The 22,055-nt window shown below is 70.3% G+C and carries 19 protein-coding genes and 2 pseudogenes; 15 read left to right on the forward strand and 6 right to left on the reverse strand.

Annotated elements, in window-relative coordinates; translation table 11 throughout:
- Positions 1 to 7: 7 nt before the first annotated feature.
- From ACZ7M2_RS36400 to ACZ7M2_RS36435, 8 genes are all read left to right on the forward strand, one after another.
- Positions 8 to 856, forward strand: a complete 849-nt coding sequence (locus ACZ7M2_RS36400) for an SDR family NAD(P)-dependent oxidoreductase (protein WP_471598916.1) — start codon at positions 8 to 10, stop codon at positions 854 to 856.
- 77 nt (positions 857 to 933) lie between these two features.
- Positions 934 to 1,764, forward strand: a complete 831-nt coding sequence (locus ACZ7M2_RS36405; protein WP_471598917.1) for an IclR family transcriptional regulator — start codon at positions 934 to 936, stop codon at positions 1,762 to 1,764.
- A gap of 114 nt (positions 1,765 to 1,878) precedes the next feature.
- Complete coding sequence (locus tag ACZ7M2_RS36410) at positions 1,879 to 2,676, forward strand: 2-keto-4-pentenoate hydratase (RefSeq protein WP_471598918.1); 798 nt, start codon at positions 1,879 to 1,881, stop codon at positions 2,674 to 2,676.
- Positions 2,676 to 3,617 (forward strand): acetaldehyde dehydrogenase (acetylating), encoded by a 942-nt coding sequence (locus ACZ7M2_RS36415; RefSeq protein WP_471598919.1) that lies wholly within the window; start codon positions 2,676 to 2,678, stop codon positions 3,615 to 3,617. The genes ACZ7M2_RS36410 and ACZ7M2_RS36415 overlap by 1 nt, the downstream gene beginning before the upstream one ends.
- Positions 3,614 to 4,624: a 4-hydroxy-2-oxovalerate aldolase gene (gene dmpG, locus ACZ7M2_RS36420; RefSeq protein WP_471598920.1), complete on the forward strand. Its 1,011-nt coding sequence runs from the start codon at positions 3,614 to 3,616 to the stop codon at positions 4,622 to 4,624. The genes ACZ7M2_RS36415 and dmpG overlap by 4 nt, the downstream gene beginning before the upstream one ends.
- A gap of 106 nt (positions 4,625 to 4,730) precedes the next feature.
- Positions 4,731 to 5,630, forward strand: a complete 900-nt coding sequence (locus ACZ7M2_RS36425) for an alpha/beta fold hydrolase (protein WP_471598921.1) — start codon at positions 4,731 to 4,733, stop codon at positions 5,628 to 5,630.
- Positions 5,620 to 6,801, forward strand: a complete 1,182-nt coding sequence (locus ACZ7M2_RS36430) for an acyl-CoA dehydrogenase family protein (protein WP_471598922.1) — start codon at positions 5,620 to 5,622, stop codon at positions 6,799 to 6,801. The genes ACZ7M2_RS36425 and ACZ7M2_RS36430 overlap by 11 nt, the downstream gene beginning before the upstream one ends.
- A 29-nt stretch (positions 6,802 to 6,830) precedes the next feature.
- Complete coding sequence (locus ACZ7M2_RS36435) at positions 6,831 to 7,394, forward strand: flavin reductase family protein (RefSeq protein WP_471598923.1); 564 nt, start codon at positions 6,831 to 6,833, stop codon at positions 7,392 to 7,394.
- Positions 7,395 to 7,480: 86 nt separating this feature from the next.
- Here the strand turns inward: ACZ7M2_RS36435 and ACZ7M2_RS36440 are convergent, their stop codons facing one another.
- Together ACZ7M2_RS36440 and ACZ7M2_RS36445 are read right to left on the reverse strand one after the other, a co-directional pair.
- On the reverse strand, positions 7,481 to 7,735 hold the full coding sequence (locus tag ACZ7M2_RS36440) for a NifU family protein (protein ID WP_471598924.1): 255 nt from the start codon (positions 7,733 to 7,735) through the stop codon (positions 7,481 to 7,483).
- A 57-nt stretch (positions 7,736 to 7,792) separates the two neighbouring features.
- A complete protein-coding gene (locus tag ACZ7M2_RS36445) occupies positions 7,793 to 8,809 on the reverse strand; it encodes an LLM class flavin-dependent oxidoreductase (RefSeq protein ID WP_471598925.1) in 1,017 nt (338 codons plus the stop codon).
- A gap of 260 nt (positions 8,810 to 9,069) precedes the next feature.
- Here ACZ7M2_RS36445 and ACZ7M2_RS36450 point away from each other — a divergent pair, with 260 nt between their 5' ends.
- The 3 genes from ACZ7M2_RS36450 to ACZ7M2_RS36460 all read left to right on the forward strand — a co-directional run bounded on the left by ACZ7M2_RS36450 (position 9,070) and on the right by ACZ7M2_RS36460 (position 13,662).
- The gene (locus ACZ7M2_RS36450; RefSeq protein WP_471598926.1) at positions 9,070 to 10,929 is read left to right on the forward strand and encodes a flavin-containing monooxygenase; all 1,860 of its coding nucleotides are present in this window, start codon (positions 9,070 to 9,072) and stop codon (positions 10,927 to 10,929) included.
- Entirely contained in the window at positions 10,926 to 11,771 is an 846-nt protein-coding gene (locus ACZ7M2_RS36455; RefSeq protein WP_471598927.1) for a mycofactocin-coupled SDR family oxidoreductase, read from the forward strand. Before ACZ7M2_RS36450 ends, ACZ7M2_RS36455 begins: the two co-directional genes overlap by 4 nt.
- 286 nt (positions 11,772 to 12,057) lie before the next feature.
- Complete coding sequence (locus ACZ7M2_RS36460; RefSeq protein WP_471598928.1) at positions 12,058 to 13,662, forward strand: FAD-dependent oxidoreductase; 1,605 nt, start codon at positions 12,058 to 12,060, stop codon at positions 13,660 to 13,662.
- A gap of 249 nt (positions 13,663 to 13,911) precedes the next feature.
- On the opposite strand, the gene ACZ7M2_RS36465 is transcribed toward ACZ7M2_RS36460, so the two are convergent.
- On the reverse strand, positions 13,912 to 14,793 hold the full coding sequence (locus ACZ7M2_RS36465; RefSeq protein ID WP_471598929.1) for an NAD(P)-dependent oxidoreductase: 882 nt from the start codon (positions 14,791 to 14,793) through the stop codon (positions 13,912 to 13,914).
- Positions 14,794 to 14,972: 179 nt separating this feature from the next.
- On the opposite strand from ACZ7M2_RS36465, the gene ACZ7M2_RS36470 reads away from it, so the two are divergent.
- From ACZ7M2_RS36470 to ACZ7M2_RS36485, 4 genes are all read left to right on the forward strand, one after another.
- Positions 14,973 to 15,368, forward strand: a complete 396-nt coding sequence (locus tag ACZ7M2_RS36470; protein WP_471598930.1) for a carboxymuconolactone decarboxylase family protein — start codon at positions 14,973 to 14,975, stop codon at positions 15,366 to 15,368.
- A gap of 245 nt (positions 15,369 to 15,613) precedes the next feature.
- Positions 15,614 to 16,855 (forward strand): cytochrome P450, encoded by a 1,242-nt coding sequence (locus ACZ7M2_RS36475; RefSeq protein ID WP_471598931.1) that lies wholly within the window; start codon positions 15,614 to 15,616, stop codon positions 16,853 to 16,855.
- A gap of 257 nt (positions 16,856 to 17,112) precedes the next feature.
- The gene (locus ACZ7M2_RS36480) at positions 17,113 to 18,606 is read left to right on the forward strand and encodes an MFS transporter (RefSeq protein WP_471598932.1); all 1,494 of its coding nucleotides are present in this window, start codon (positions 17,113 to 17,115) and stop codon (positions 18,604 to 18,606) included.
- Entirely contained in the window at positions 18,603 to 19,352 is a 750-nt protein-coding gene (locus ACZ7M2_RS36485; RefSeq protein ID WP_471598933.1) for an NADPH-dependent F420 reductase, read from the forward strand. The genes ACZ7M2_RS36480 and ACZ7M2_RS36485 overlap by 4 nt, the downstream gene beginning before the upstream one ends.
- A gap of 10 nt (positions 19,353 to 19,362) precedes the next feature.
- Here ACZ7M2_RS36485 and ACZ7M2_RS36490 read toward each other — a convergent pair.
- From ACZ7M2_RS36490 to ACZ7M2_RS36500, 3 genes and pseudogenes are all read right to left on the reverse strand, one after another.
- A pseudogene (locus ACZ7M2_RS36490) lies at positions 19,363 to 19,932 on the reverse strand (response regulator transcription factor); the annotation flags it as partial.
- Between the two features lie 158 nt (positions 19,933 to 20,090).
- Positions 20,091 to 20,906: pseudogene (locus tag ACZ7M2_RS36495) on the reverse strand (electron transfer flavoprotein subunit alpha/FixB family protein); the annotation flags it as partial.
- Positions 20,907 to 20,944: 38 nt separating this feature from the next.
- The gene (locus tag ACZ7M2_RS36500) at positions 20,945 to 21,739 is read right to left on the reverse strand and encodes an electron transfer flavoprotein subunit beta/FixA family protein (protein ID WP_471598934.1); all 795 of its coding nucleotides are present in this window, start codon (positions 21,737 to 21,739) and stop codon (positions 20,945 to 20,947) included.
- Positions 21,740 to 22,055 lie beyond the last annotated feature (316 nt).

Below are 22,055 nucleotides of genomic sequence, written 5' to 3' on the forward strand. Positions count from 1 at the left end.
GGCGATCATGACAGGAAGACTGCACGGCAGGGTGGCGCTGATCACCGGCGCCGCGCGCGGCCAGGGCGCCTGCGAGGCCGCCCTGTTCGCGCAGGAGGGCGCCGAGGTGATCGTCACCGACGTCCTGGACGACCTCGGCGAGGCGACCGCGCACTCGGCGAAGGGAAGCTACCTCCACCTCGACATCACCTCCTCCGCGGACTGGGGCGCGGCCGCCGACGTCGTGCGCGAGCGGTTCGGACACCTGGACGTCCTGGTCAACAACGCCGGAATCGCACCCGCACGGCTCGGCAGGTTCGACGAGCTCGACATCGAGGACCACCTGAGGCTGTTCGACGTCAACGTGCACGGGGCGTTCTACGGCATCCGCGCCCTGCTGCCCCTGCTGCGGAAAGGACACGGCGCGTCGGTCGTCAACGTGTCCTCGATCGACGGACTGACCGGCGTCGGCTCGATGGCGAGCTACGTCGCCTCGAAGCACGCGCTGACCGGCCTCACCCGGTCTCTGGCGATCGACCTCGGCCCCCTCGGAATCCGGGTCAACTCGCTGCACCCCGGGATCATCGACACACCGCTGGTCCGCTCGAATCGGCGAGGCGCGCTCCGCACGGCTGGCCCGCACCGTGGGACGCCAGCCCCTGACCCGGATGGGACGGCCGGAGGAGATCGCGGCCCTGGCCCTCTTCCTCGCCTCGGACGAGTCCTCCTACTGCACCGGGGCCCAGTTCACCGCCGACGGCGGTCACCTCGCCGGTCCCTACCGGGAGTTACCGGTGTGACCCGGTCAGAGCGAGCCGCTCCGACCGAGTGCGGGCTCCGCGCAGCCCGCAGCGATCCGACGAAGCAGAGCCGATGAAGTCTTTCCCATGAGGGACCCGTTGGACCACGGCCGTGCCGAACGGTTCGCCGTCCAGGGATGCTCAGGAGGTCGCAGTGTCCGAATCCCCCTCCAGCATGGTCGACAGGGTCGTGATGATCCTGGGTGTCTTCGAACGGTCCACCGGACCGCTCAACCTGGGCCAGATCAGCGTCCGCAGTGGTCTGCCGCGCTCCTCCGTGCACCGTATTCTCCAGCAGCTGGTCAACGCCCGCCTGCTGATCAGGTACGACAACGAGTACCGGCTCGGGCTGCGCATGTTCGAGATCGGCAGCCTGGTCGTGCACCGTACCCGGATGAGCGACGCCGCCAGGCCACTGCTGCAGGACCTCTGCGCGGCCACCGGTCACGTGGTGCACCTGGCGGTGCTCGACCAGCAGGACGTGGTCTACCTGGAACGGGTCGGTGGAGCGTTCGCCAGCACCCTGCCGTCCCGGATCGGCGGCCGCCTCCCCGCCCACTGCACGGCGGTGGGCAAGGCGATCCTCGCGTATTCCCCCAAGGACGTGGTGGACGAGTACCTCTGGAGCGGCCTGTGCCGGCGTACGGACGCCAGCATCGCGACGGCGCAGGCCCTGGAGGCCGCCCTCGCGAGGATCCACGGGATGGGATATGCCTCGGAGACCGGCGAGGCCGTGGCCACGGTCGCGTGCGTGGCCGCACCGGTCGTCGTCATGGACCGGGCGATCGCCGCCGTCTCGGTGTGCGGCCCCAAGGAGCGCGTCCGCGTCGACGAGCTGAAGTTCCGCGTCAAGTGGGCAGCCGCCGAGATCTCCCGGCGTCTGACGGTGCCGCCCAGGCCGCGGCCGCGGTCTCGGCCGCTGATCAGCTCTGTCCCGCTCAGCGGAAACATGGCGTCGGTCGGCGTGGCGGACGCAGCACGATGAATGGGTGATGGACGAAGCGGTGAAAACCACGAACCCCCGACGGCCGGCACCACAAGCGATCCACCGCCGCGGCACACCGGCCGCGCGGCGGACCGCGGGCATTGGAGGGCTCGTATGACCGCCGGGACGGAGGCCGTCCTCGCGGCCGCCGCCCGGCTGGAACGCGCGAGTGCCACCGGGCTGGCCTGCGGGCCGCTCACCGACCTCATCGGCGGGACCGACATCGCAACCGCGTACCAGGTGCAGCGGATCGTCACGGAGCACCGGCTGGCCGCCGGCGCCCGGCTGATCGGGCGCAAGATCGGACTGACCTCCGCGGCCGTCCAGTCGCAGGTGGGCGTCGACCGGCCGGACTTCGGTGTCCTCTTCGACGACATGCGCTACGAGGACGGCGACGAGGTGCCCTACGGCAGACTGCTCCAGCCGCAGGCCGAGGCCGAGGTCGCCTTCCTGCTCCGGCACGATCTCACCGACGCCGCCGGCCTCTCCGCCGTACGCGATGCCGTGGAACTGGCCTTCCCCGCGGTGGAGATCGTCGACAGCCGCATCGCCGACTGGAAGATCGGCATCACGGACACCGTGGCCGACAACGCCTCCTCCGGGGTCTTCGTCATCGGCGGCCGGGGACGGTCGCTGGGCGCCTTCGCGCCGGTGGACTTGGTCATGACGATGCTCCGCGACGGCGAGGTCGTCTCCAGCGGCACCGGGCGCGACTGCCTGGGAGACCCGCTGAACGCGCTCGGCTGGCTCGCCGCCACCGCGATCGAGTTCGGTTCCCCGCTGCGCGCCGGTGACCTGGTGCTGTCCGGCGCCCTGGGACCCATGGTCCCGGTGCTGCCCGGCGATGTCTTCGAGGTGACGATCGAGCCGCTCGGCACCATCACCGCCCGTTTCTCGGACAAGGGAGAGTGATGACGGACAGGGTGGGAGTGGCGATCATCGGGTCGGGCAACATCGGAACCGACCTGCTCATCAAGATCAAACGTGCTTCGAAGAACCTTGAGGTGCTCGCCATGGTGGGCATCGACCCCGACTCGGACGGTCTCGCCCGAGCCGCCCGGCTCGGCGTGGCGACGACGGCGGAGGGGGTCGAGGGCCTGATCCGCATGCCGCAGTTCGAGCGGGTCCGTATCGTGCTCGACGCCACCAGCGCCGCCGCGCACGTGGCCAACGCGCGGGTACTGGAGCCGCACGGCCGCCGACTGGTGGATCTGACACCGGCCGCCCTCGGCCCGTTCGTGGTCCCGCCGGTCAACCTCGGTGAACACCTCGACGCCCCGAACATCAACATGGTCACCTGCGGCGGTCAGGCCACGATCCCGGTCGTCGCCGCCGTCTCCCGGGTGACCGAGGTGCCGTACGCCGAGATCGTCGCGTCCGTCGCCTCGCGTTCCGCCGGTCCGGGCACCCGCGCGAACATCGACGAGTTCACCGAGACCACGGCCCACGCCATCGAGACGGTGGGTGGGGCCCGGCGCGGCAAGGCGATCATCGTCCTCAACCCCGCCGAACCGCCGCTCATCATGAGGGACACGGTGTTCTGCCTCGTGGGAGACGCCGACCACGACGAGATCCGCCGGTCCGTCGAGCGGATGGTGGCGGAGGTGGCCACCTATGTACCGGGCTACCGGCTGGTGCAGCAGGTCCAGTTCACTCCCGTCGAACCGGGTGAGGTCACGACACTGCTGCCCGAGGCGGCAGGCCCCGTCGACACCAAGGTCTCGGTGTTCCTGGAGGTCGAGGGCGCCGCGCACTACCTGCCCGCCTACGCGGGGAACCTCGACATCATGACGTCCGCCGCGATGCGCGTCGCCGAGCGGATCGTCGAGCGAGCGGAACTGGTGGCCCGATGACCGAGATCTACGTCCAGGACGTCACCCTGCGCGACGGCATGCACGCCATCCGGCACCGCATCGAGCCCGAACAGGTCGGCAGGATCGTCGCCGCCCTCGACCGGGCCGGAGTGGCGGCGATCGAGGTCAGCCACGGCGACGGCCTGGCCGGCGCCAGTCTCAACTACGGCCCGGGCAGCCACACCGACTGGCAGTGGATCGAGGCCGCCGTCGCCAACGCGCCCCGCGCGGTGATCACCACGCTGCTGCTGCCCGGCGTCGGCACCATCACCGAACTCCGCAGGTCCTTCGACCTCGGAGTGCGCTCGGTACGGATCGCCACCCACTGCACCGAGGCGGACGTGGCGGCCCAGCACATCGCCGAGGCCCGCAACCTGGGCATGGACGTGTCCGGGTTCCTGATGATGAGCCACATGCTCCCGCCGGCTGAACTCGCCACGCAGGCCAAGCTGATGGAGTCCTACGGAGCGCACTGCGTCTACATCACCGACTCCGCAGGCCGCCTCACCTCCGACGACGTCCGCGACCGGGTGCGGGCCTACCGGGACGTCCTCGACGACGACACCCAGGTCGGCATCCACGCCCACGAGAACCTCTCGCTCGGCGTGGCCAACTCCGTCGCCGCCGTGGAGGAGGGCGTCCACCGCGTCGACGCGTCCCTGGCCGGCCAGGGTGCCGCCGCGGGCAACACCCCCATCGAACCCTTCGTCGCGGTCGCCAACCTCAAGGGCTGGAAGACCGGCTGCGACCTGTTCACGCTGGAGGACGCCGCCGACGATCTCGTACGGCCGCTCCAGGACCGGCCGGTCCGGGTCGACCGCGAGACCCTCACCATTGGCTACGCCGGGGTGTACGGCAGCTTCCTGCGCCATGCCGAGATCGCGGCGCGGCTCTACGGAGTGGACACCCGGGAGATCCTCGTCGAGGCCGGGCGCCGCCAACTGGTCGGCGGCCAGGAGGACATGCTCACCGACATCGCGCTGAACCTCCAGAGTCAGAAGGCCTGACGCCTCCGGGACTCCGCCCGCACCGATCCGCAGTCACAAGGAGCACAGCCATGCCCGAACCCGGATATGACCCCGGTCCCCAGCGTCAGGTGAAGGAGGGTGGACGATGACGACTCCCACCTTCGAGTCGACGAGGGTCACCAAGGACGTCGACGGGCTCACCTTCGCCTACCACGAGGCCGGCGAGGGCGAACCACTGATCATGCTGCACGGGTCGGGACCCGGCGTCAGCGCCTGGTCGAACTTCGGCTACAACCTCCCCGTCTTCGCCGGGCATTTCCGCACCGTCATGCCCGACCTCCCGGGCTTCGGAGGCACCGGGCTGCCGGAACTCGACGAGGTCTACCCGGTGGCCGCGGCGCGCCGGATCGCCGGGCTGATGGACAGCCTGGGCATCGAGTCCGGGCTGTTCGTCGGCAACTCGATGGGCGGTGCGGTCGCGGCGGAGTTCGCGGCCCTGTATCCCGAGCGGGCCCGCAGGCTGGCGATCATGGGATCCGGTGGACTGTCCGTGGGACTGTTCGGCGCCGAACCCAGCGAAGGCTTCGTACGGCTCTTCGAGTTCCTCGACGACCCGACCCGGGAGCGCATGACCGCCTGGGTGAGGACCATGGTCAGCGACCACCGCCTGATCACCGACGAACTCATCGACGAACGCATGCACAACGCCCTTCAGAAGGGCGTGATCGACCGGACCAGGGCGATCATCGGGTCGATGTTCACCCCCGGGCTGCGGCAGAAGTACACGCCTCTGTGGACCAGGGCGGCGTCCTTCACCACCCCGACCCTGCTGCTGTGGGGGCGCGACGACCGCATGCTCCCCTACGACCAGGCGCACTTCGCCAACCGGTTGCTCCCGGACGTCGAACTGCACACCTTCTCCCGCTGCGGTCACTGGGCGCAGATCGAACGGAAGGCCGAGTTCGAGCGCGTGGTGCTGGAGTTCCTCACCCGGAAGACGTCCGAGACGACCCCGGAAGCGGACGGTACGCGACATGGCGCATGAGGTGGTTCAGCGGGTCGGGCAGTACGGCCCGAAGCTGGCGGAACTCGCCCCCGGGAACGAGAAACTGGGCAAGCTGAGCGACGAGACGGTGGGTCTGCTGCGCTCCGCCGGTGTGCTGCGCCTGCTGCAGCCCGTCAAGTTCGGTGGCTACGCGGCCCATCCGCGCGACTTCGCCGAGGCGGTCATGGCCGTGGCCCGTCACGACGGTGCCGCCGGCTGGGTGTGCGGGGTCGTGGGCGTCCACCCCTGGGAGGCCGCCCAGATGGACCCGAGGGTGGCCCAGGAGATCTGGGGCGAGAACCCGGAAACCTGGATCGCCTCCCCCTACATGCCGAACGGGATCGCCGAGCCGGCGGACGGAGGGTACGTCCTGTCCGGGCGCTGGCCCTTCTCCTCGGGCACCGACCACGCCGACTGGGTCTTCCTCGGCGCACTCGTCGGGGACGGCAAGGGGCGGCCGGCGTCCCCGCCGCAGGTCCTGCACGTGATCCTGCCCAGGTCGTCGTACGAGATCATCGACGACTCCTGGGACGTGATCGGACTGTGCGGCACCGGCAGCAAGGACGTCGTGGTCGACGGTGCCTTCATCCCCTCCTACCGGACCGTCAACCAGGACGAGGTCTCGGCCGGGGAGGCGGCGGTGAGCAACGGCGTCGGCGAGGCCCTGTACCGCCTGCCGTTCACCTCGATGTTCCCGCTCGGGATCACCTCGGCGGTCATCGGCATCTGCGAGGGCGCCCTCGACGTCCACCTGGCCCAGCAGCGCGACCGGGTCGCCGTGACCGGCGTCCAGGTCCGCGACGACCCCTATGTGCTCTACGCGGCCGGCGAGGCCGCCGCGGAGATCGCCGCCTCGCGCGTGCAGCTGATCGACGGCATCAGCCGGGTCTACGACCGGGTGGTGGCGGGGGAGACGGTCTCGATCGAGGAGCGCTCCGACGTCCGGCGCAACCAGGTGCGCTGCGCCTGGCGGGCGGTGTCGGCGCTCGACGAGATCTTCGCGAGGTCCGGCGGGAACGCGATCCGGCGCGACAATCCGCTGCAGCGCTACTGGCGGGACGCGCATGTGGGACTTTCCCACATGATCCATGTTCCCGGTGTGGCGTACCACGCCAACTCGCTGGCGCAGATGGGGGTCGACCTGCCCCCGCAGCTGCGCGTGATGCTCTGAACGCCGCCCCGCGGGCGAGGAGGAAGCACATGCACACCGAGGGCGCACCCCATCCCGATTCCCCCGGTTCCCCGGACTCTCCCGACGACGCGTCCTACTTCCGGCAGGTGCTGGGAAACTTCCCGACCAGCGTGGTGGCCATCACCGCGACGCTCCCGGACGGCCGGCCCGAGGCGATGATCGTCGGGTCGTTCACCTCGGTCTCCCTCGAACCGCCCCTGGTGGCGTTCCTGGCCGACCGCTCCTCGCGGACCTTCCCGAAGATCCGTGCCGCCGGCCGCTACTGTGTCAACGCCCTGGCGTCCGACCAGGAGCTGCTGTGCCGGTCGATGGCGACGCGGGGCGCCGACCGGTTCGACGGGATCGCCTGGCGGCGGTCGCCCCTGGGGAATCCCGTGCTCGACGGGGTGGTCGCCTGGATCGACTGCGAGCTGGCGGAGGTCGTGGAGATCGGCGACCACCATCTGGCCGTCGGCCGGGTCCACGCCCTGCGCGCTGAGTCGGCCAAGACCCCGCTGCTGTTCTTCCGCGGTGGCTACGGCGACTACTTCTCCAGCACATCGGTGCTGCTGGATCGTCTCGTCGGCTGGTGACGCCCGGGGTGGCGGGGGGAGAGAAAGAGGGCGGGGCACGGTGTCTCACCGTGCCCCGCCCGCCATTTCGCTACCGGGTGCCGGCCTCAGCTCGGCTCGCGCACCGTCACTTCCGTCAGCTCGACGCCCCGGGTCTGCAGCCCCTCCTCGATGAACGCCTTGAGCGAATCGCCGTCGAGCACACAGGTGGAGCAGGCGTCGTTGTGCCCGCGGGAGTAGTCCACGGTCAGCCGGGACTGCTCGGGTGCGAACTCCGCGAGTCGGATGGAGCCACCGTCGGGAGCGACCATCGGCTCCAGCAGCGCCAGCACTTCCTCGACGACTTCCTCGGCTTGCGGCATCACAGGTCTCCTCTGGCGTGGGTGTGCGTGGGGATGTCGTGGACGCGCGTACGGAGCTCAGAGCCCTTCGCCGGGCGTCAGCGCGGGGAGCAGGGCCAGACTGGCGCGAGCGTAGGCCTGCCGGCGGCGCTCGCTGACCAGAAAGGACGGCGGCGCGAAGTAGGCGACGTCACGGGCGATGGAGCCACGGCGCCGGCGCAGGGCGGCAGCGGCGTCGGACGTGCTCCCGCACAACGCGACGGCGTCGACCATGTCGTCCGTCACGGCCCGCGCCATGTCGTCGATCCTGCCGTCGGCGAACGCCTCTCTGATCTTCTCGACCTGGGAGGTCCAGCCGTGGTGCGTGGCGAACGCGTCGTAGGTGCGCACGGTCAGATAGAAGGCGATCATGCGGCGCATGTCCGTGACGGCGCGCTCGGGATCGTCGTCGTCGATGGCCGTCAACAGCCATCCGTGCTCCAGCGGCCGCCGGTCCCGTCCGCTCTCGCGGAAGCCGGCCTCGGTGGCCGGGCGGACGACGTCGTCCCACCAGCGGTCCGTGAAGAGCCCGTGGCCGATGATTCCGTCGGCGGTGCGGCCGGCCGCCGCCGCCATCCTGCGCTGGAACCCGGCCAGCAGGACGGGCACCTCGATCCGGCCCAGCACCGGCGCCTTGACGTTCGCGTCGATCCGGTAGAACTCGCCCTCGAGGCGGACCCGTTGACCGTTCTCGGCGTGGAGCCACGCTCGTACGGCCGCCACGAGCTCGGACATCCGCTCCACCGGGCGGTCGGCAGGCACACCGCACCAGTCACGGTTGATGGCGAACGCGCCCGAGCCCAGGCCGGCGAAGACGCGTCCGGGAGCCTGGTTGCACAGCGTGCGGATCGCCGTGGCGTGGGCGAACGGGGTGCGGGAGAACCCGTAGGCGATGGCCGGGCCGACCAGTGCCGTGTGGGTCGAGGCCGCCATCCCGGCGACCGTGACGTAGGCGTCGTGGTCGACGAACTCGCCGGTGCAGAACGCCGCCGCGCCCGCGGCCTCCGCCTGCGCGCCGACCTCGGCTCCCGGCCACGGCATGCCGAACTCAGTCATGTGGTCCGTTCCTCCCGGAAGTCCGTGTGCCGCTCGACTGTGCCCAACAATCGTAGCATTGAGTTAGCTAATTGAAGAGGTTGGATACCTTCACATGATTTAGCTGTTCTTATAAAATCGCTCCAGTTGGCCGGAAGGCCGTCGAGCCGGACAGACGGGACGTCCGGGCCTGGACCGCCACGTCGCACGCCCAGGCCCGGCCCCATGCCGCAGCACGCCGTTCGTGCCGCCGCAGCTCTCCCCAGGACGGAGAAACAGGGATGACGCAGACCTCGGCAGCGCCCACGGATCTCGATCGGGCGCGTGCCAAGTACCGGGCCGAGCGGGACAAGCGCCTCGATCCCTCGCGCCGGGAGGTCCTGGACCTCGCGGAACACAAGGAACTGGTCGAGGACCCCTTCATGGAGGTCGTGCGGCGTGAGCCGCTGCACGACACGGTCGACGTGATGGTGGTGGGAGGCGGATTCGGCGGTCTGCTCGCCGCCGCGCATCTGCGCAAGGCCGGACTCGACCGCATCCGCATCGTCGAGAAGGCCGGGGACGTCGGCGGCGTGTGGTACTGGAACCGGTATCCGGGAGCGATGTGCGACGTCGAGTCCTACGTCTACCTCCCGATGCTGGAGGAACTGGACTACATCCCCCGGCACCGCTACGCCTACGGCCCCGAGATCCTCGCCCACGCCCGGCGCATGGCCCGCCACTTCAGGCTCTACGACCACGCGCTCTTCCATACCTCGGTGACGGGGCTGCGGTGGGAGGAGGGCACCGCGAGGTGGATCGTGCGCACCGACCGGGGCGACGAGTTCCGGGCCCGATACGTGGTGGTGGCGCACGGCTCCTTCACCTCGCTGAAGCTGCCGGCGATCGAGGGCGTCGACAGCTTCCGGGGCAGGCTGTTCCACACGTCGCGATGGGACTACGACTACACCGGCGGCGACGCCGCGAGCCCCCTCACCAAGCTCGCCGACAAGACGGTCGGCGTCATCGGCACCGGCGCCACCGCGGTCCAGATCGTGGCGCCGCTCGCCGAGTCGGCCCAAGAACTCCTCGTCTTCCAGCGGACCCCCTCCACGGTCGCCGTCCGCAACAACCGGGAGACCGACCCGGACTGGGCGCGGAGCCGGCAGCCCGGCTGGCAGAAGCGCAGGCGGGAGAACTTCACCCTGGTCACCAACGGCGAGCAGATCACCGAGGACCTGGTGGGGGACGGCTGGACCGTCTTCTACCACGCGCTGCTCAGCAGCGACTCGTACGGTGACCTGAGTCCCGAGGAGGCCGCGGAGAAGCGGGAGCTGACCGATCTTCAGCACATGGAGAACATCCGGGCCCGCATCGACGAGGTCGTACGCAACCCGGCGACGGCCGAGGCCCTCAAGCCGTACTACCGCTACCAGTGCAAGCGTCCCTGCTTCCACGACGAGTACCTGCCCGCCTTCAACCAGCCGAACGTCCGGCTGATCGACACCCGGGGGCAGGGCGTCCGGCGGATCACCCCGCGCGGCGTCGAGGTCGCCGGCGTGGAGTACCCGGTCGACTGCCTCATCCTGGCGACCGGTTTTGACCAGGACTCCGCCTACGTCGACCGGGTGGGCTTCGACGTGACCGGCCGTGGGGGAGCCACGCTCTCGCAAAAGTGGCAGGACGGACCGGAGACCTTCCACGGCGTGATGACGAGCGGCTTCCCCAACTTCTTCATCCTGCCGCCGAACTACACCCAGGGCACCGCCGCGGTGAACTTCTGCCACACCCTGGACGAGACCACCCAGCACGTCGCCGCCTGCGTCGAGGAGTTCGAACGCCGCGGAGTGATCGCCGACCCCGCCAGGCAGGATGAGGAGGCCTACGTCCGCCGCGTCGTGGAGGGCTCCGGCCTCGCGCTCCTGGGCGGCGGCAACTTCCTGAAGGACTGCACACCCGGACGCTGGAACAACGAGGGGGACCCCGAAGCCCGCCCCCGGAAGAACGTCAACTACCCGGGCACCTCCAGCGCCTACTTCAGCATGCTGGCGGAGTGGCGGCAGAGCGGTGAACTCACCGGGTTGAGCCTCACCCCCGCACCGAAGCAGGCCTCGACAACCCCGCCGGCCGAGCAGGCCGAGAACGAAGGAGACATCCGATGACCGCCATCGTTCCCGAGGCACCCGTCCCGGGCGAGCCGACCGCCCGCCGCTTCCAGGGAAAGGTCGTCTTCATCACCGGAGCGGCCCGCGGTCAGGGCCGCGCCGAGGCGGTGCGCTTCGCCGCGGAGGGCGCCGACATCATCGCGCTGGACATCTGCGAGGACCTGTCCACCACGGACTACCCGGGAGCGACCGCCGAGGACCTCGCGGAGACCGCCCGCCTGGTCGAGAAGCTCGGCCGGCGCATCCTCACCCACAAGGCCGACACCCGCGACTTCCCCGCCGTGCGGTCGGCCCTGGAGGCGAGCGTCCGCGAACTCGGGCGGCTGGACGTCGTGGTGGCCAACGCGGGCATGACCACCTTCGCCCGTACCTGGGAGATCGAGCTGGACCACTGGAACGCGACGCTCGACATCAACCTGACCGGTGCCTTCCACACCGTGAAGGCCGCCGTGCCGCTGATGATCGAGCAGGCCACCGGCGGCGCGATCGTCTTCACCAGTTCGGTCGCCGGACTGCGCGGACTGCCGTTGCTGGCCGACTACGTGGCGGCCAAGCACGGTGTCACCGGACTGGCCAAAACCCTGGCCAACGAGCTGGGTTCGTACCGGATCAGGGTGAACACCGTGCACCCGCACGGCGTCGACACCAAGCTCGTTCCCGGGATCCGCCCGGTCCTCGAGAAGGACCCGGAACTGAGCGCCTTCTTCCAGGGAGTTCTGCCCGACGGTGTCAGCCAGGCCGAGGACATCGCGGCGGCCGTGGCCTGGATCGCCTCGGACGAGGCCCGCCACATCACCGGAGTCCAGCTGCCGGTGGACCTGGGCCGCACCAACCGCTGACCCCGCGAGAGCCTCCACGCAATCCATTCCGGTCACCGGAATCCGGCCACCCGGGCGAATGAGGCCGCCATCACACTGTTCAGGCGGCCGCGCCCGAACGTGAGCCGGGGTGTTCCCGGCGACCCTGCCGATCGATCTCCGCCACGCGGCGTGCGTACCGCAAGACGTCACGCTCCCGGGCGCGTTCCGCCGGGCGAGGTGACAAGGGACGGTCACCGGCGCTCCGGGCGCCCTTGCACGGGTGCCCGGAGCGCAACCCTGAGAGCAGCACAGGAGGAGGACAGTGATGGCCAGTGGGGAGAGCTACGACGTCGTCGTCGTCGGATCGGGAGGGGGTGGGCTCGTCGGCGCCTATGTCGCGGCGTCACGAGGCCTGCGCACCCTCGTGATCGAGAAGACGGATCGCGTCGGCGGTACGACGGCCTACTCCGGCGCGGGCGTCTGGTACCCGGGGTCGGCGCCGCTGAAGCGGGCGGGCATCGAGGAGGGTCCGGAGGACGCCCGGACCTATCTGCGCACCGTGGTGGCGGACGAGACCAGGGAACACCTGCAGGATGCCTACCTGGAGGCCGGCCGGAGGCTGATCGCCGAACTGGAGGAGAACCCCTGGTTCCAGTCGTTCGTCCACGGTCCCGTACCCGACTACTTCGCGTCGGTCCCGGGTGCCACGCCCGCGGGGCGGACCATCTTCCCGCCCGACGTCGTCGTCGCGGAGCTCGGTGACCGGGCCGAGCTGGTCCGGGGGAGCATCCCCCGTGAACGCCGCGGCGTGGAGCGGGGCCCGGTGTTCACCGGCGGCCGTGCCCTGATCGGCCGGGCCCTGGCCGCCTTCCTGGAGACCGGGAACGGCACGCTCCGGCTCAACACCCGGCTGGAGAGCCTGGTGCTGGAGGATGACCGGGTCGTGGGTGTGACGGCGACGAGCGAGGACGAGCGAATCACCTTCCGCGCCGGGCGCGGCGTGCTGCTCGCCGCAGGCGGCTTCGAACGCAACGCGGAACTCCGCGCGAAGTACCACCCGGTGCCGCTCGACGGAACCTGGTCGAACGGCTGCCCGGCCAACACCGGCGACGCGCTCCAGGCCGGCGTGGCGGTGGGCGCGGCCACCGACCTGCTCGACGAGGCGTGGTACGTGCCGGGTCTCGTCCAGCCGGACGGGCTGCCGGTGTTCCACATGGGCACCCGGGGCGGCATCTGGGTCAACGGCGCCGGCGAGCGATTCGTGAACGAGACCGGTCCCTACGACCAGATCGGCCACGAAATGGTGCGGCTGCACACGACCACCGGCGTCTCCCACATCCCCTCTCACTGGGTGTTCGACCAGCGGCACCTCGATCGCGACAGCTTCGGCGGCGATCCCGAGCAGCCGCCGAACCCGGCATGGTGGGAGTCGGGCGCGCTCAAGAAGGCCGACACCCTGGAGGAACTGGCGGAGCTGATCGGGGTGCCGTACGACGCGCTGCGCAGGTCCGTCGAGGAGTTCAACGGCTATTCGGGCAGCGGTGTGGACGAACGGTTCCACCGGGGTGAGGCCCCCTTCGACCAGATGAGCCACCACATCGTGGGCTTCCCGGCCGGACCCGTGATGAACTACCCGGCGAAGTCCACGCCGGGCTTCGCCAATCAGGTGCTCCTGCCGATCGACACCCCGCCGTTCTACGCCGCGACGATCGTGCTCTCCGACATCGGCACCAAGGGCGGGCTGAAGACGGACGAGAACGCGCGCGTCCTGAGGCCGGACGGTAAAGCGATCCCGGGGCTCTACGCGGCGGGCAACACCGCCGCGGCCATGTCGGGACGGGTGTATCCGGGCGCCGGCACACCGATCGGCAGCAGCCTGGCCTTCGCCTACCGCGCCGTGCTCGACCTCGTCGGCGAGCAGACGGGCTGACCGTCCCGCGCACGGAAAGGGCCGGAGGTCGCGCCCCGCACGGCGGCGCGGTCTCCGGCCCTCCGGGGTCCGCGTTCCCAGGCCCTGTCGGCACACTCCCGTCCGCCCCGCGACGCCGTGCACGTGCCCCCGAGTTCCAGGCTTCGCTCGAACAGGGAGGGACCCCCTTCGCCGCACCGGGCGAAAGCCCGAGTACATCCGGTACGAGGACTCCGCGCGGCACGCCGACAACACGCACCTGACCAGGACCTAGGCGGAGCCCTGCACCGGCTTCTCGTACCCGTAGCGTCCTTGCAGCACGGCGGACATCCAAGGACGCACCGTGTCGACGACCGGAGTGCCGGACCCGATCTCCCGCCCGAGCTCCTGCGCCGCCGCCAGGTCCTTCTGCGCGAGCGCCTCGATGTAGACAGCCTGGCGGCGGATGACGCCCTGGGCGTCGAGATGGTCCCGGAGCAGGAACAGCGGGGAGGTGCCGCCCGCCACGGCCGTGTCCAGTACCTCGATCAGCCGCTCGGGATCCACACCGGCCCGCACGGCCATGCCCGTGGCCTCGCGTACGACCGCCCAGCTCGCGTAGGTCACGACATTGCGGGCGATCTTGGTCACCATGCCGGAGCCCACGGGGCCGCAGTGGACGACGGCCCTGGAGAAGGCGTCCAGCACGGGCCGGACCCGTTCGACGACCTCGGCGGGCCCGCCGATCATGGAGACCAGCAGCCCCTCGCCCGCCTGCGTCACACCCGCGTCCAGCAGCGTTGCCCCGTGCCGGGCGCACAGCGCGGCGAACTCCCGCACGGCCGAGAGCGCCACGGTGGACAGCAGCAGGACGACGAGCCCCGGCCTGTCGGCGGTGAGCAGTCCGTCCTTGCCGGTCAGGACCTCCCGGACCTGCCCGGCGTCGACCACCGAGATCAGTACGACGTCACTGGCACGCGCCACGTCGGCGGGGGAGCCGAGGGGTGCGGCCACGCCGTCGAGTCCTTCCGCGGCGTCGGAGCGGATGTCGTAGACCGTCAGTGGCAGGCCCGCCGCGGCGATGTTCCGCGCCGCGCCACCGCCGATCATGCCGAGCCCGATCACGCCCGCGGCGACGGGGTCCCTGTGTGTTCCGTCCGGCTGGGCCCTCACGTCCGCCCCCTTCTCCGTGTGTGGACGGGTCACGGTAGCCGTCCCACGCGCGGGGCCGGATCGGCTGTCCCTGTCAGCGAGACACCGACCGGTCCGCCGCGGGGACCGTCGCTTAACTTCCGGGACATCGGCCCTCCGGAAGCGGACCGGGGGGGCATGCGCATCGGAGGTGAGGTCAGATGGCCACGGACGAGAACGACCGCTGGAGCCGGGGCAAGGAAGTCCTGGACGACGTGTACGGGGAGGGCTTCTCCGCGACGTACTACGCGGTCGCGCGGACGCAGCCGTACCACAGGGAGACGGTGGAGCACCTTTTCGGCGACATCTGGTCACGTCCGGGGCTCTCGATCCGCGACCGGAGGCTCCTCGTGATCGGCGCGACCGCCGCGCTCGGGCGGGCGGACCTCATCCGCATCCAGGCCCTCGGCGCACTGCGCAACGGCGAGCTGACTCGTGACGAGCTGCGGGAGGGGGTGCTGCAGCTCGCCTTCTACACGGGCTGGGGCAACGCGACCGCGGTGGACCGGGGGATCGAGGACGCCATAGCGGATCACGAGAAGGAAGGTGCCGAGTAGGAGCGGTGTGCCCGGGAGCGGCGGGAAAGACTCGGCGGGATTGATTGTACCGATCGGTCGACGTAATATTGGGTCCGTGCACATCGCCGTGCCGCTGGCCAGGAGCCGCACACGACCTGCCATGGCCGTCCTGCGGCAGCCGCCGTCGACCGGGCAGGGCGAGGCGGGCAGATCCGCCGACGTCATGACGAACGCGCGTGGACCATCGCCGTCCGATGACGAAGTCGAGAAAGAGGAGTGCGGACATGGCTGAGAAGACGACCGGCGCCGGCACGGCCGAGGAGCTGCCGAAGTTCCCGTCGCCACGAGCGGCGGAGTGCCCGTTCGCGCCGCCGCCGAGCCTGCTCGCGCTGCATGACTCGGGCAAGTCGGTGCGCAAGGTCGAGACCTGGGACGGCAGCACGCCCTGGCTGGCCACGACCCATGACGCGCTGCGCCGGCTGCTGGCCGACCCGCGGCTCAGCGCCAACATCGGTGGGGCCGGATATCCGCACACCACCGCTGCGATGAAGGCGCACGCGGCGGAGATGCAGCCGTCCATCAACAACACCGACGGCACCGAGCACCAGCGCTGGCGCCGGATGCTGACGAGCTCCTTCACCCGTCACCGGATGGAGAAACTGCGTCCGGAGATCCAGCAGATCACCGACGACCTCATCGACCGCATGGTGGCGGGCCCGAACCCCACCGAGCTGAACGCGGCGCTGTCGCTGCCGCTGCCGTCGCTGATGATCTGCGCGCTGCTCGGCGTGCCCTACGAGGATCACGACTTCTTCCAGGAGCACGCCGGAGTCACCAACGCCCGGTACGAGAGCGCCGAGAAGTCGGCGGAGACGGCCCGTGTGCTGCGTGAGTACATCTCCGGGCTGATCGAGGCCAAGATGGACAACCCCGGTGAGGATGTGCTCAGCGACCTCGCCGAGCGGGTCAGGGCCGGCGATCTCGCCATGTCGGAGGCCGCTCCGCTCGGACACATCCTGCTGGTCGCCGGTCATGACACGAGCGCCAACATGATCACCCTGGGTACCGCGCTCCTGCTGCAGAACCCCGACCAGCTCGCGCTGCTGCGGGAGAACAGCGGTGACCCGAAGTTCGTGGCCAACGCGGTCGAGGAGCTGCTGCGCTACCTGACCATCCCGCATCTGCTGGCCCGGCGCGCGGTCGTCGACGACATCGAGATCGACGGCGAGATCATCCGCGCCGGTGACGGCGTCATCGCGTCCCTGCCGGCCGCCAACTGGGACCCCGAGGCGTTCCCCGAGCCGGCCAAGCTCGACCTCACCCGCAAGGCCTCGCACCACATGTCGTTCAGCTGGGGTCCGCACCAGTGCATCGGGCAGCAGCTGGCCCGTATCGAACTCCACGTGGTCTTCAGCACGTTGTTCAACCGCATCCCGACGCTGCGGATGGCGGGCGACGTCTCGGAGCTGAAGTTCAAGGAGGACTCGCAGGCCTACGGCATCTACGAGCTGCCCATCGCCTGGTAGTCCGCTTCGGCGCGTTCGCGTGCGACGCGGCACCCGGTGCGAGTGAGCGGTGTCCCGCGCCATCCCCGGCCGTCACGGCGGCCGGCCGGACAGTGCGGGACACCGCGGCCGCTCTTGCGAGCACTCCGTCAGTCGCCTCACCCGTCTCACCGCACGACGGCCGTCCCCAGTCTCCCGGCCACCGGGAGCGCCGATTGATAGGGGCGAGAACACGCCAATACCGTCGCTTCACCGAGCCGATCACTCAAGGAGTGACGATGACGCGACGGCAATCCCGAACGGCCCACCCGGAACCCACCGACACGCAGGGCTGGACCCCACGACTCGCGGCGTCGACCGTAGCCATGGTGATGGTGGTGGAACTGGTCGCCCTGAGCTACACGATGACGTCGACGGCCCTTCCCTCGGTCACCCGCCACTTCCGGACCGGCCAGGGCGGATGGCTGCTCACCTGCTACATGCTCACGGGCGCGGTGGTCAGCCCGTTGCTGGGCAAACTGGCCGATCTGCACGGAAAGAGGCGGGTGCTGCTGGGTGCCATGGCCGTGGCCGCGACGGGCGCGGCCGTCTCCGCGACGGCGCCGGCGTTCGGGGTGCTGCTGGCCGGCCGGTGCCTCGAAGGGTTCGCCATCTCCGGCATGTTCCTCACGTACTCGCTGATGCGTGATGTCTATCCGCCGCGCACGCTGCCCCTCGCCGCCAGTATCTCGGTGACCGGAATCGGAGCCTTCGGGGTCGGCGTGCCGTTCCTGGTCGGCTGGCTGCTCGACACGTTCGGCTTCCGGGGCATGTACACCTTCAACGTGATCGTGATGGTGGTCCTGGCCGTGGTGATCCGGTTCAGCACACCGGAGACTGCGCTGCGGCACCGGGCGCGGGTCGACTACGTCGGTGCCGTCCTGCTCGGCGGCGGGCTCGCTCTCGTACTGGTGGCGGTGAGCAAGGGGCAGCAGTGGGGATGGTCCTCGGGCTCCGTCATCGGACTGTTCGCCGCCGGCCTCGCGGCGCTCACGGGCTTCGCGGCACTGGCCCGCCGGACGGCCGAACCCATTCTCGACGTGGCGCTGTTCACCCGGCGGCCGATCCTCCTGGCAGCCGTCACGGGCGCCACCGCCTACGGCGCGACGGTCGTACCCGCGACGATCCTGCCCATCCTCTCGCTCACGCCCGCCTCCGCCGGCCGCACCTATGGCCTGGGCATGACCGCGTTCGCCTTCGCCTCGATCGCCTCACCACAGGCCTTCGCCCAGGTCGTCGGGGGAGTCACCGTCAGCCGGGCCGTGCGGCGCCTGGCGGCCCGCTGGTGCATGGTCGCCGGGCTCTCGCTGATCGCGGCCGCCGGCCTCCTCCTCGTCTTCTTCCACGACACCCAGGGGCCGGTGCTGACCGGCGCGGTGTGCGACGGTCTCGGGACCGGACTCGCCTACGGCTCCGTACCGAACATGGTCATCGCGGAGACCCCGGCGGAGGAACAGGCCTCCATCGCCGGCAGCGTGCAGGTGTGCCAGAGCGGCTTCGCCAGCATCGTCCCGGTCATCATGTTCGCCATCATGGCGGGCTCCTCGACCGTGTCCCCGGCCGGTGTCCTCTACGCCGAGCCGGGTATCCGGGGAGCCCTCCTGCTCATGACCGGTCTCGCGCTCGGCGGCGTCCTGCTCGCACTCACCGTGCTGGCGCCCGGCCGGCACCGGACGGCCCGGGACGAGGTCGCCCCGGTCCCGGTGGCCCTGGCGGAAGGACAGTCGAAGTGACGACCGTCCTCGGACTGATCGGAGCAGGCCGCATCGGAAGCGCTCTGGGCAGACTGGCGACTGCCGCGGGCCTGGACGTCGTCGTGAGCAATTCCCGGGGACCGGAGACGCTCACGGACCTGGTGAGGTCATGGGGCCCACGGCCACAGGCCGCAGACGTGCGGGACGCCGCGCTGGCCGGGGACCTCGTCGTGGTCACGGTGCCCTTGGGCGGCTACGCCACGCTCCCCGTCGCCGAACTGTCCGGCAAGACGGTGATCGACACGATGAACTACTACCCCGAGCGTGACCGGCCCGTCGCCGAGCTGGACAGGAGAGAGCTGACCTCCAGTGAGCTGGTGCAGCGGCAACTGCCCGGCTCACGAGTGGTCAAGGCCTTCAACAACATCGACTTCCGTCGGCTCGAACTCCTCGCCCGGCCCTCAGGGGCCGCCGACCGCAGCGCGCTGCCGGTGGCCGGCGACGACGAGCGGGCCAAGACCGAGGCGCGCGACCTGCTCGACCTGCTCGGCTACGACGCCGTGGACGCCGGGACGCTCGCGGAAAGCTGGCGGTTCGAGCCGAACACCCCCGTCTACGTGCAGCCGTATCTGCCACCCCGCCCGCAGGGGCTGAGCGGAGACGAGGACACCATGCGCTGGTTCCTGCGATGCCCCGGTGCCGTGCTGTCGGCCGGCCGTGTCGAGGCACTGGTGCGTACGGCCTCTCGCCAGTTCCCGGCCGCCGCCCGGGAGCGTCTGAACTGACCGTCCTTCCTCAGGCCCGCGGGTTGTTCAGGTCGGCAGGCACGGCGAGAACCCCGTGGTGCCCGCTGTCGCCGGCAGGCAGCCCCAGCGTCAGGAAGACATTGCCGAGGTCCTTGCTCACGGCCCGTTCGGTGACGACGAGCATGCGGGCGCCGGTGGCGTTGTCGTGGCCCCCGGCCATCAGCGCGAGCACCTCGCGCTCGCGCGGCGTGAGCGAGTCCAGGGGCGTGTCGCGGCGGCGGGTCAGCAGCTCACCGACCACTTCGGGGTCCAGGGTCGTCCCTCCCGCCGCGACGCGTTCCAGCGCGTCGAGCAACTCGCCCGCCCGGCCCACGCGGTCCTTGAGGAGGTAGTCGGGCCCGGCAGCGCCGTCCTGGAGCGGTTCGGCCGCGTAGGACTCCTCGACGTACTGGGACAGGACCAGCACGGGAATCCGCTCGCGCGCCTCCCGTGCCGCGCGCGGTCCCTCGTCGCGGAAGTGCCGAGGCATGCGTATGTCGAGCACGGCCGCGTCCGGGCGGTGTTCCAGCAGCGCCGGCAGGAGCTCGGGCCCGCTGCCGACGGCAGCCACCACGTCGTGAAACGGGCCGGCTGTCCCGTGGCCCGTCCGGCCTGGCAGACCGCTTTCCCCATGCGATCAACGACAGGCGACCGGAATGCCGGGCGCGGTGGAGCAGTACGGCCACCAGAGGATGCAGTGGGCTGCACCATCGGGGCTCTGGGACAGCCCGGTGGTGGTCAGCCCTTGCGGGTGTTGATCTCCTCGGTGAGCTGCGGGACGACGTCGAGGAGGTCGCCGACCACGCCGTAGTCGACCAGGTCGAAGATGGGCGCCTCGGCGTCCTTGTTGATCGCCACGATCGTCTTCGACGTCTGCATACCGGCGCGGTGCTGGATCGCGCCGGAGATACCGGAGGCGATGTACAGCTGCGGCGACACACTCTTGCCGGTCTGGCCGACCTGGTTGGTGTGCGGGTACCAGCCGGCGTCCACCGCGGCACGCGAGGCACCCACGGCCGCGCCGAGGGAGTCGGCGAGCGCCTCGATGATCGAGAAGTTCTCGGCGCCGTTGACGCCACGGCCGCCGGAGACCACGATCGCGGCCTCGGTCAGCTCGGGGCGGCCGGTCGACTCGCGCGGGGTGCGCGCGGTGACCTTGGTGCCGGTGGCCTTCTCGGAGAAGGACACCGTCAGGGCCTCGACGGCGCCCGCGGCCGGGGCGGCCTCCACGGCGGCCGAGTTCGGCTTGACCGTGATGACCGGCGTGCCCTTGGCGACACGGGACGTGGTGGTGAAGGAGGCGGCGAACGCGGACTGCGTGGCCACCGGGCCCTCGTCACCGGCCTCCAGGTCGGTCGCGTCCGTGATGATGCCGGAGCCGATGCGGACCGCGAGGCGCGCCGCGATCTCCTTGCCCTCGGCGGAGGACGGCACCAGCACCGCGGCCGGGGAGCCCCCGGCGGACACCACCTCGTACGCGGCCTGGAGCGCGTCCACCTTCGGGACGACCAGGTAGTCGGCGTACTCGGCGGCGTCGTGCGTGAGGACCTTTAGACGAGAACTTCAGCCATGGGACAGCAACTCCTGATGGATCAGACGAACTTCTGGCCTGCGAGGAACTCGGCGAGCTGCTTCCCGCTTTCGCCCTCGTCCTTGACGATCGTGCCGGCGGTACGGGCCGGACGCGCGGCGGCGCCCTCGACCTTGGTCCAGGCACCCGCGAGGCCGACCTCCTCGGCCTCGATGTCGAGGTCGGACAGGTCCCAGGACTGAACCGGCTTCTTCTTGGCCGCCATGATGCCCTTGAAGGACGGATACCGCGCCTCACCCGACTGGTCGGTCACCGACACGACGGCCGGAAGCGAGGCCTCCAACTGCTCCGACGCGGCGTCCCCGTCCCGGCGCCCCACCACCACCCCGTCCTCGACGGACACCTCGGACAGCAGCGTCATCTGCGGGACCCCGAGCCGCTCGGCGACCAGCGCAGGTACGACACCCATCGTGCCGTCGGTGGAGGCCATGCCGGACACGACCAGGTCGAAGCCGGCCTTCTCGATCGCCTTCGCCAGCACCAGCGAGGTGCCGATGACGTCGGTGCCGTGCAGGTCGTCGTCCTCGACGTGGATCGCCTTGTCCGCGCCCATGGACAGCGCCTTGCGCAGTGCGTCCCCGGCGTCCTCGGGGCCCACCGTCAGGACGGTGACCTCGACGTCGTCGTCCCCCCTTCCCCGCTGGTCTTCGGCGATCTGCAGCGCCTGCTCGACCGCGTACTCGTCGAGCTCGGAGAGCAGACCGTCCACGTCGTCACGGTCGAGGGTCAGGTCATCGGCGAACCGCCGGTCGCCAGTGGCGTCGGGCACGTACTTCACACAGGCGACGATGTTCATGCCTCAAGTCCTCCTAGGAGCGCAGTGATCGACCGGACGCCGGGTCACCCGCATGCTATTGAATCGTGTACCGAACGGTCAATAAAACCTGACGCAAGGTCGGGGCTGATCGTTTCGACCGATCGATCCAATCGGCCTGGCCGAATCACCGTGCATCCGGTTCGCGGCCTGTGGCGAGGCGGTGAAGGGCGATGGAAGGGCTTTCACGCCTTCCGCATAATGTGATCTGCGTCACTCCTGTCCCGGGGTGATGGATGTGACCCGTGACGCGATGTGGGGCCCCTTGTCGCTGGCCGACGTGCCGCACCTCGTCGCT

The sequence above is a fragment of the Streptomyces sp. NPDC111507 genome (genome assembly GCF_055638955.1).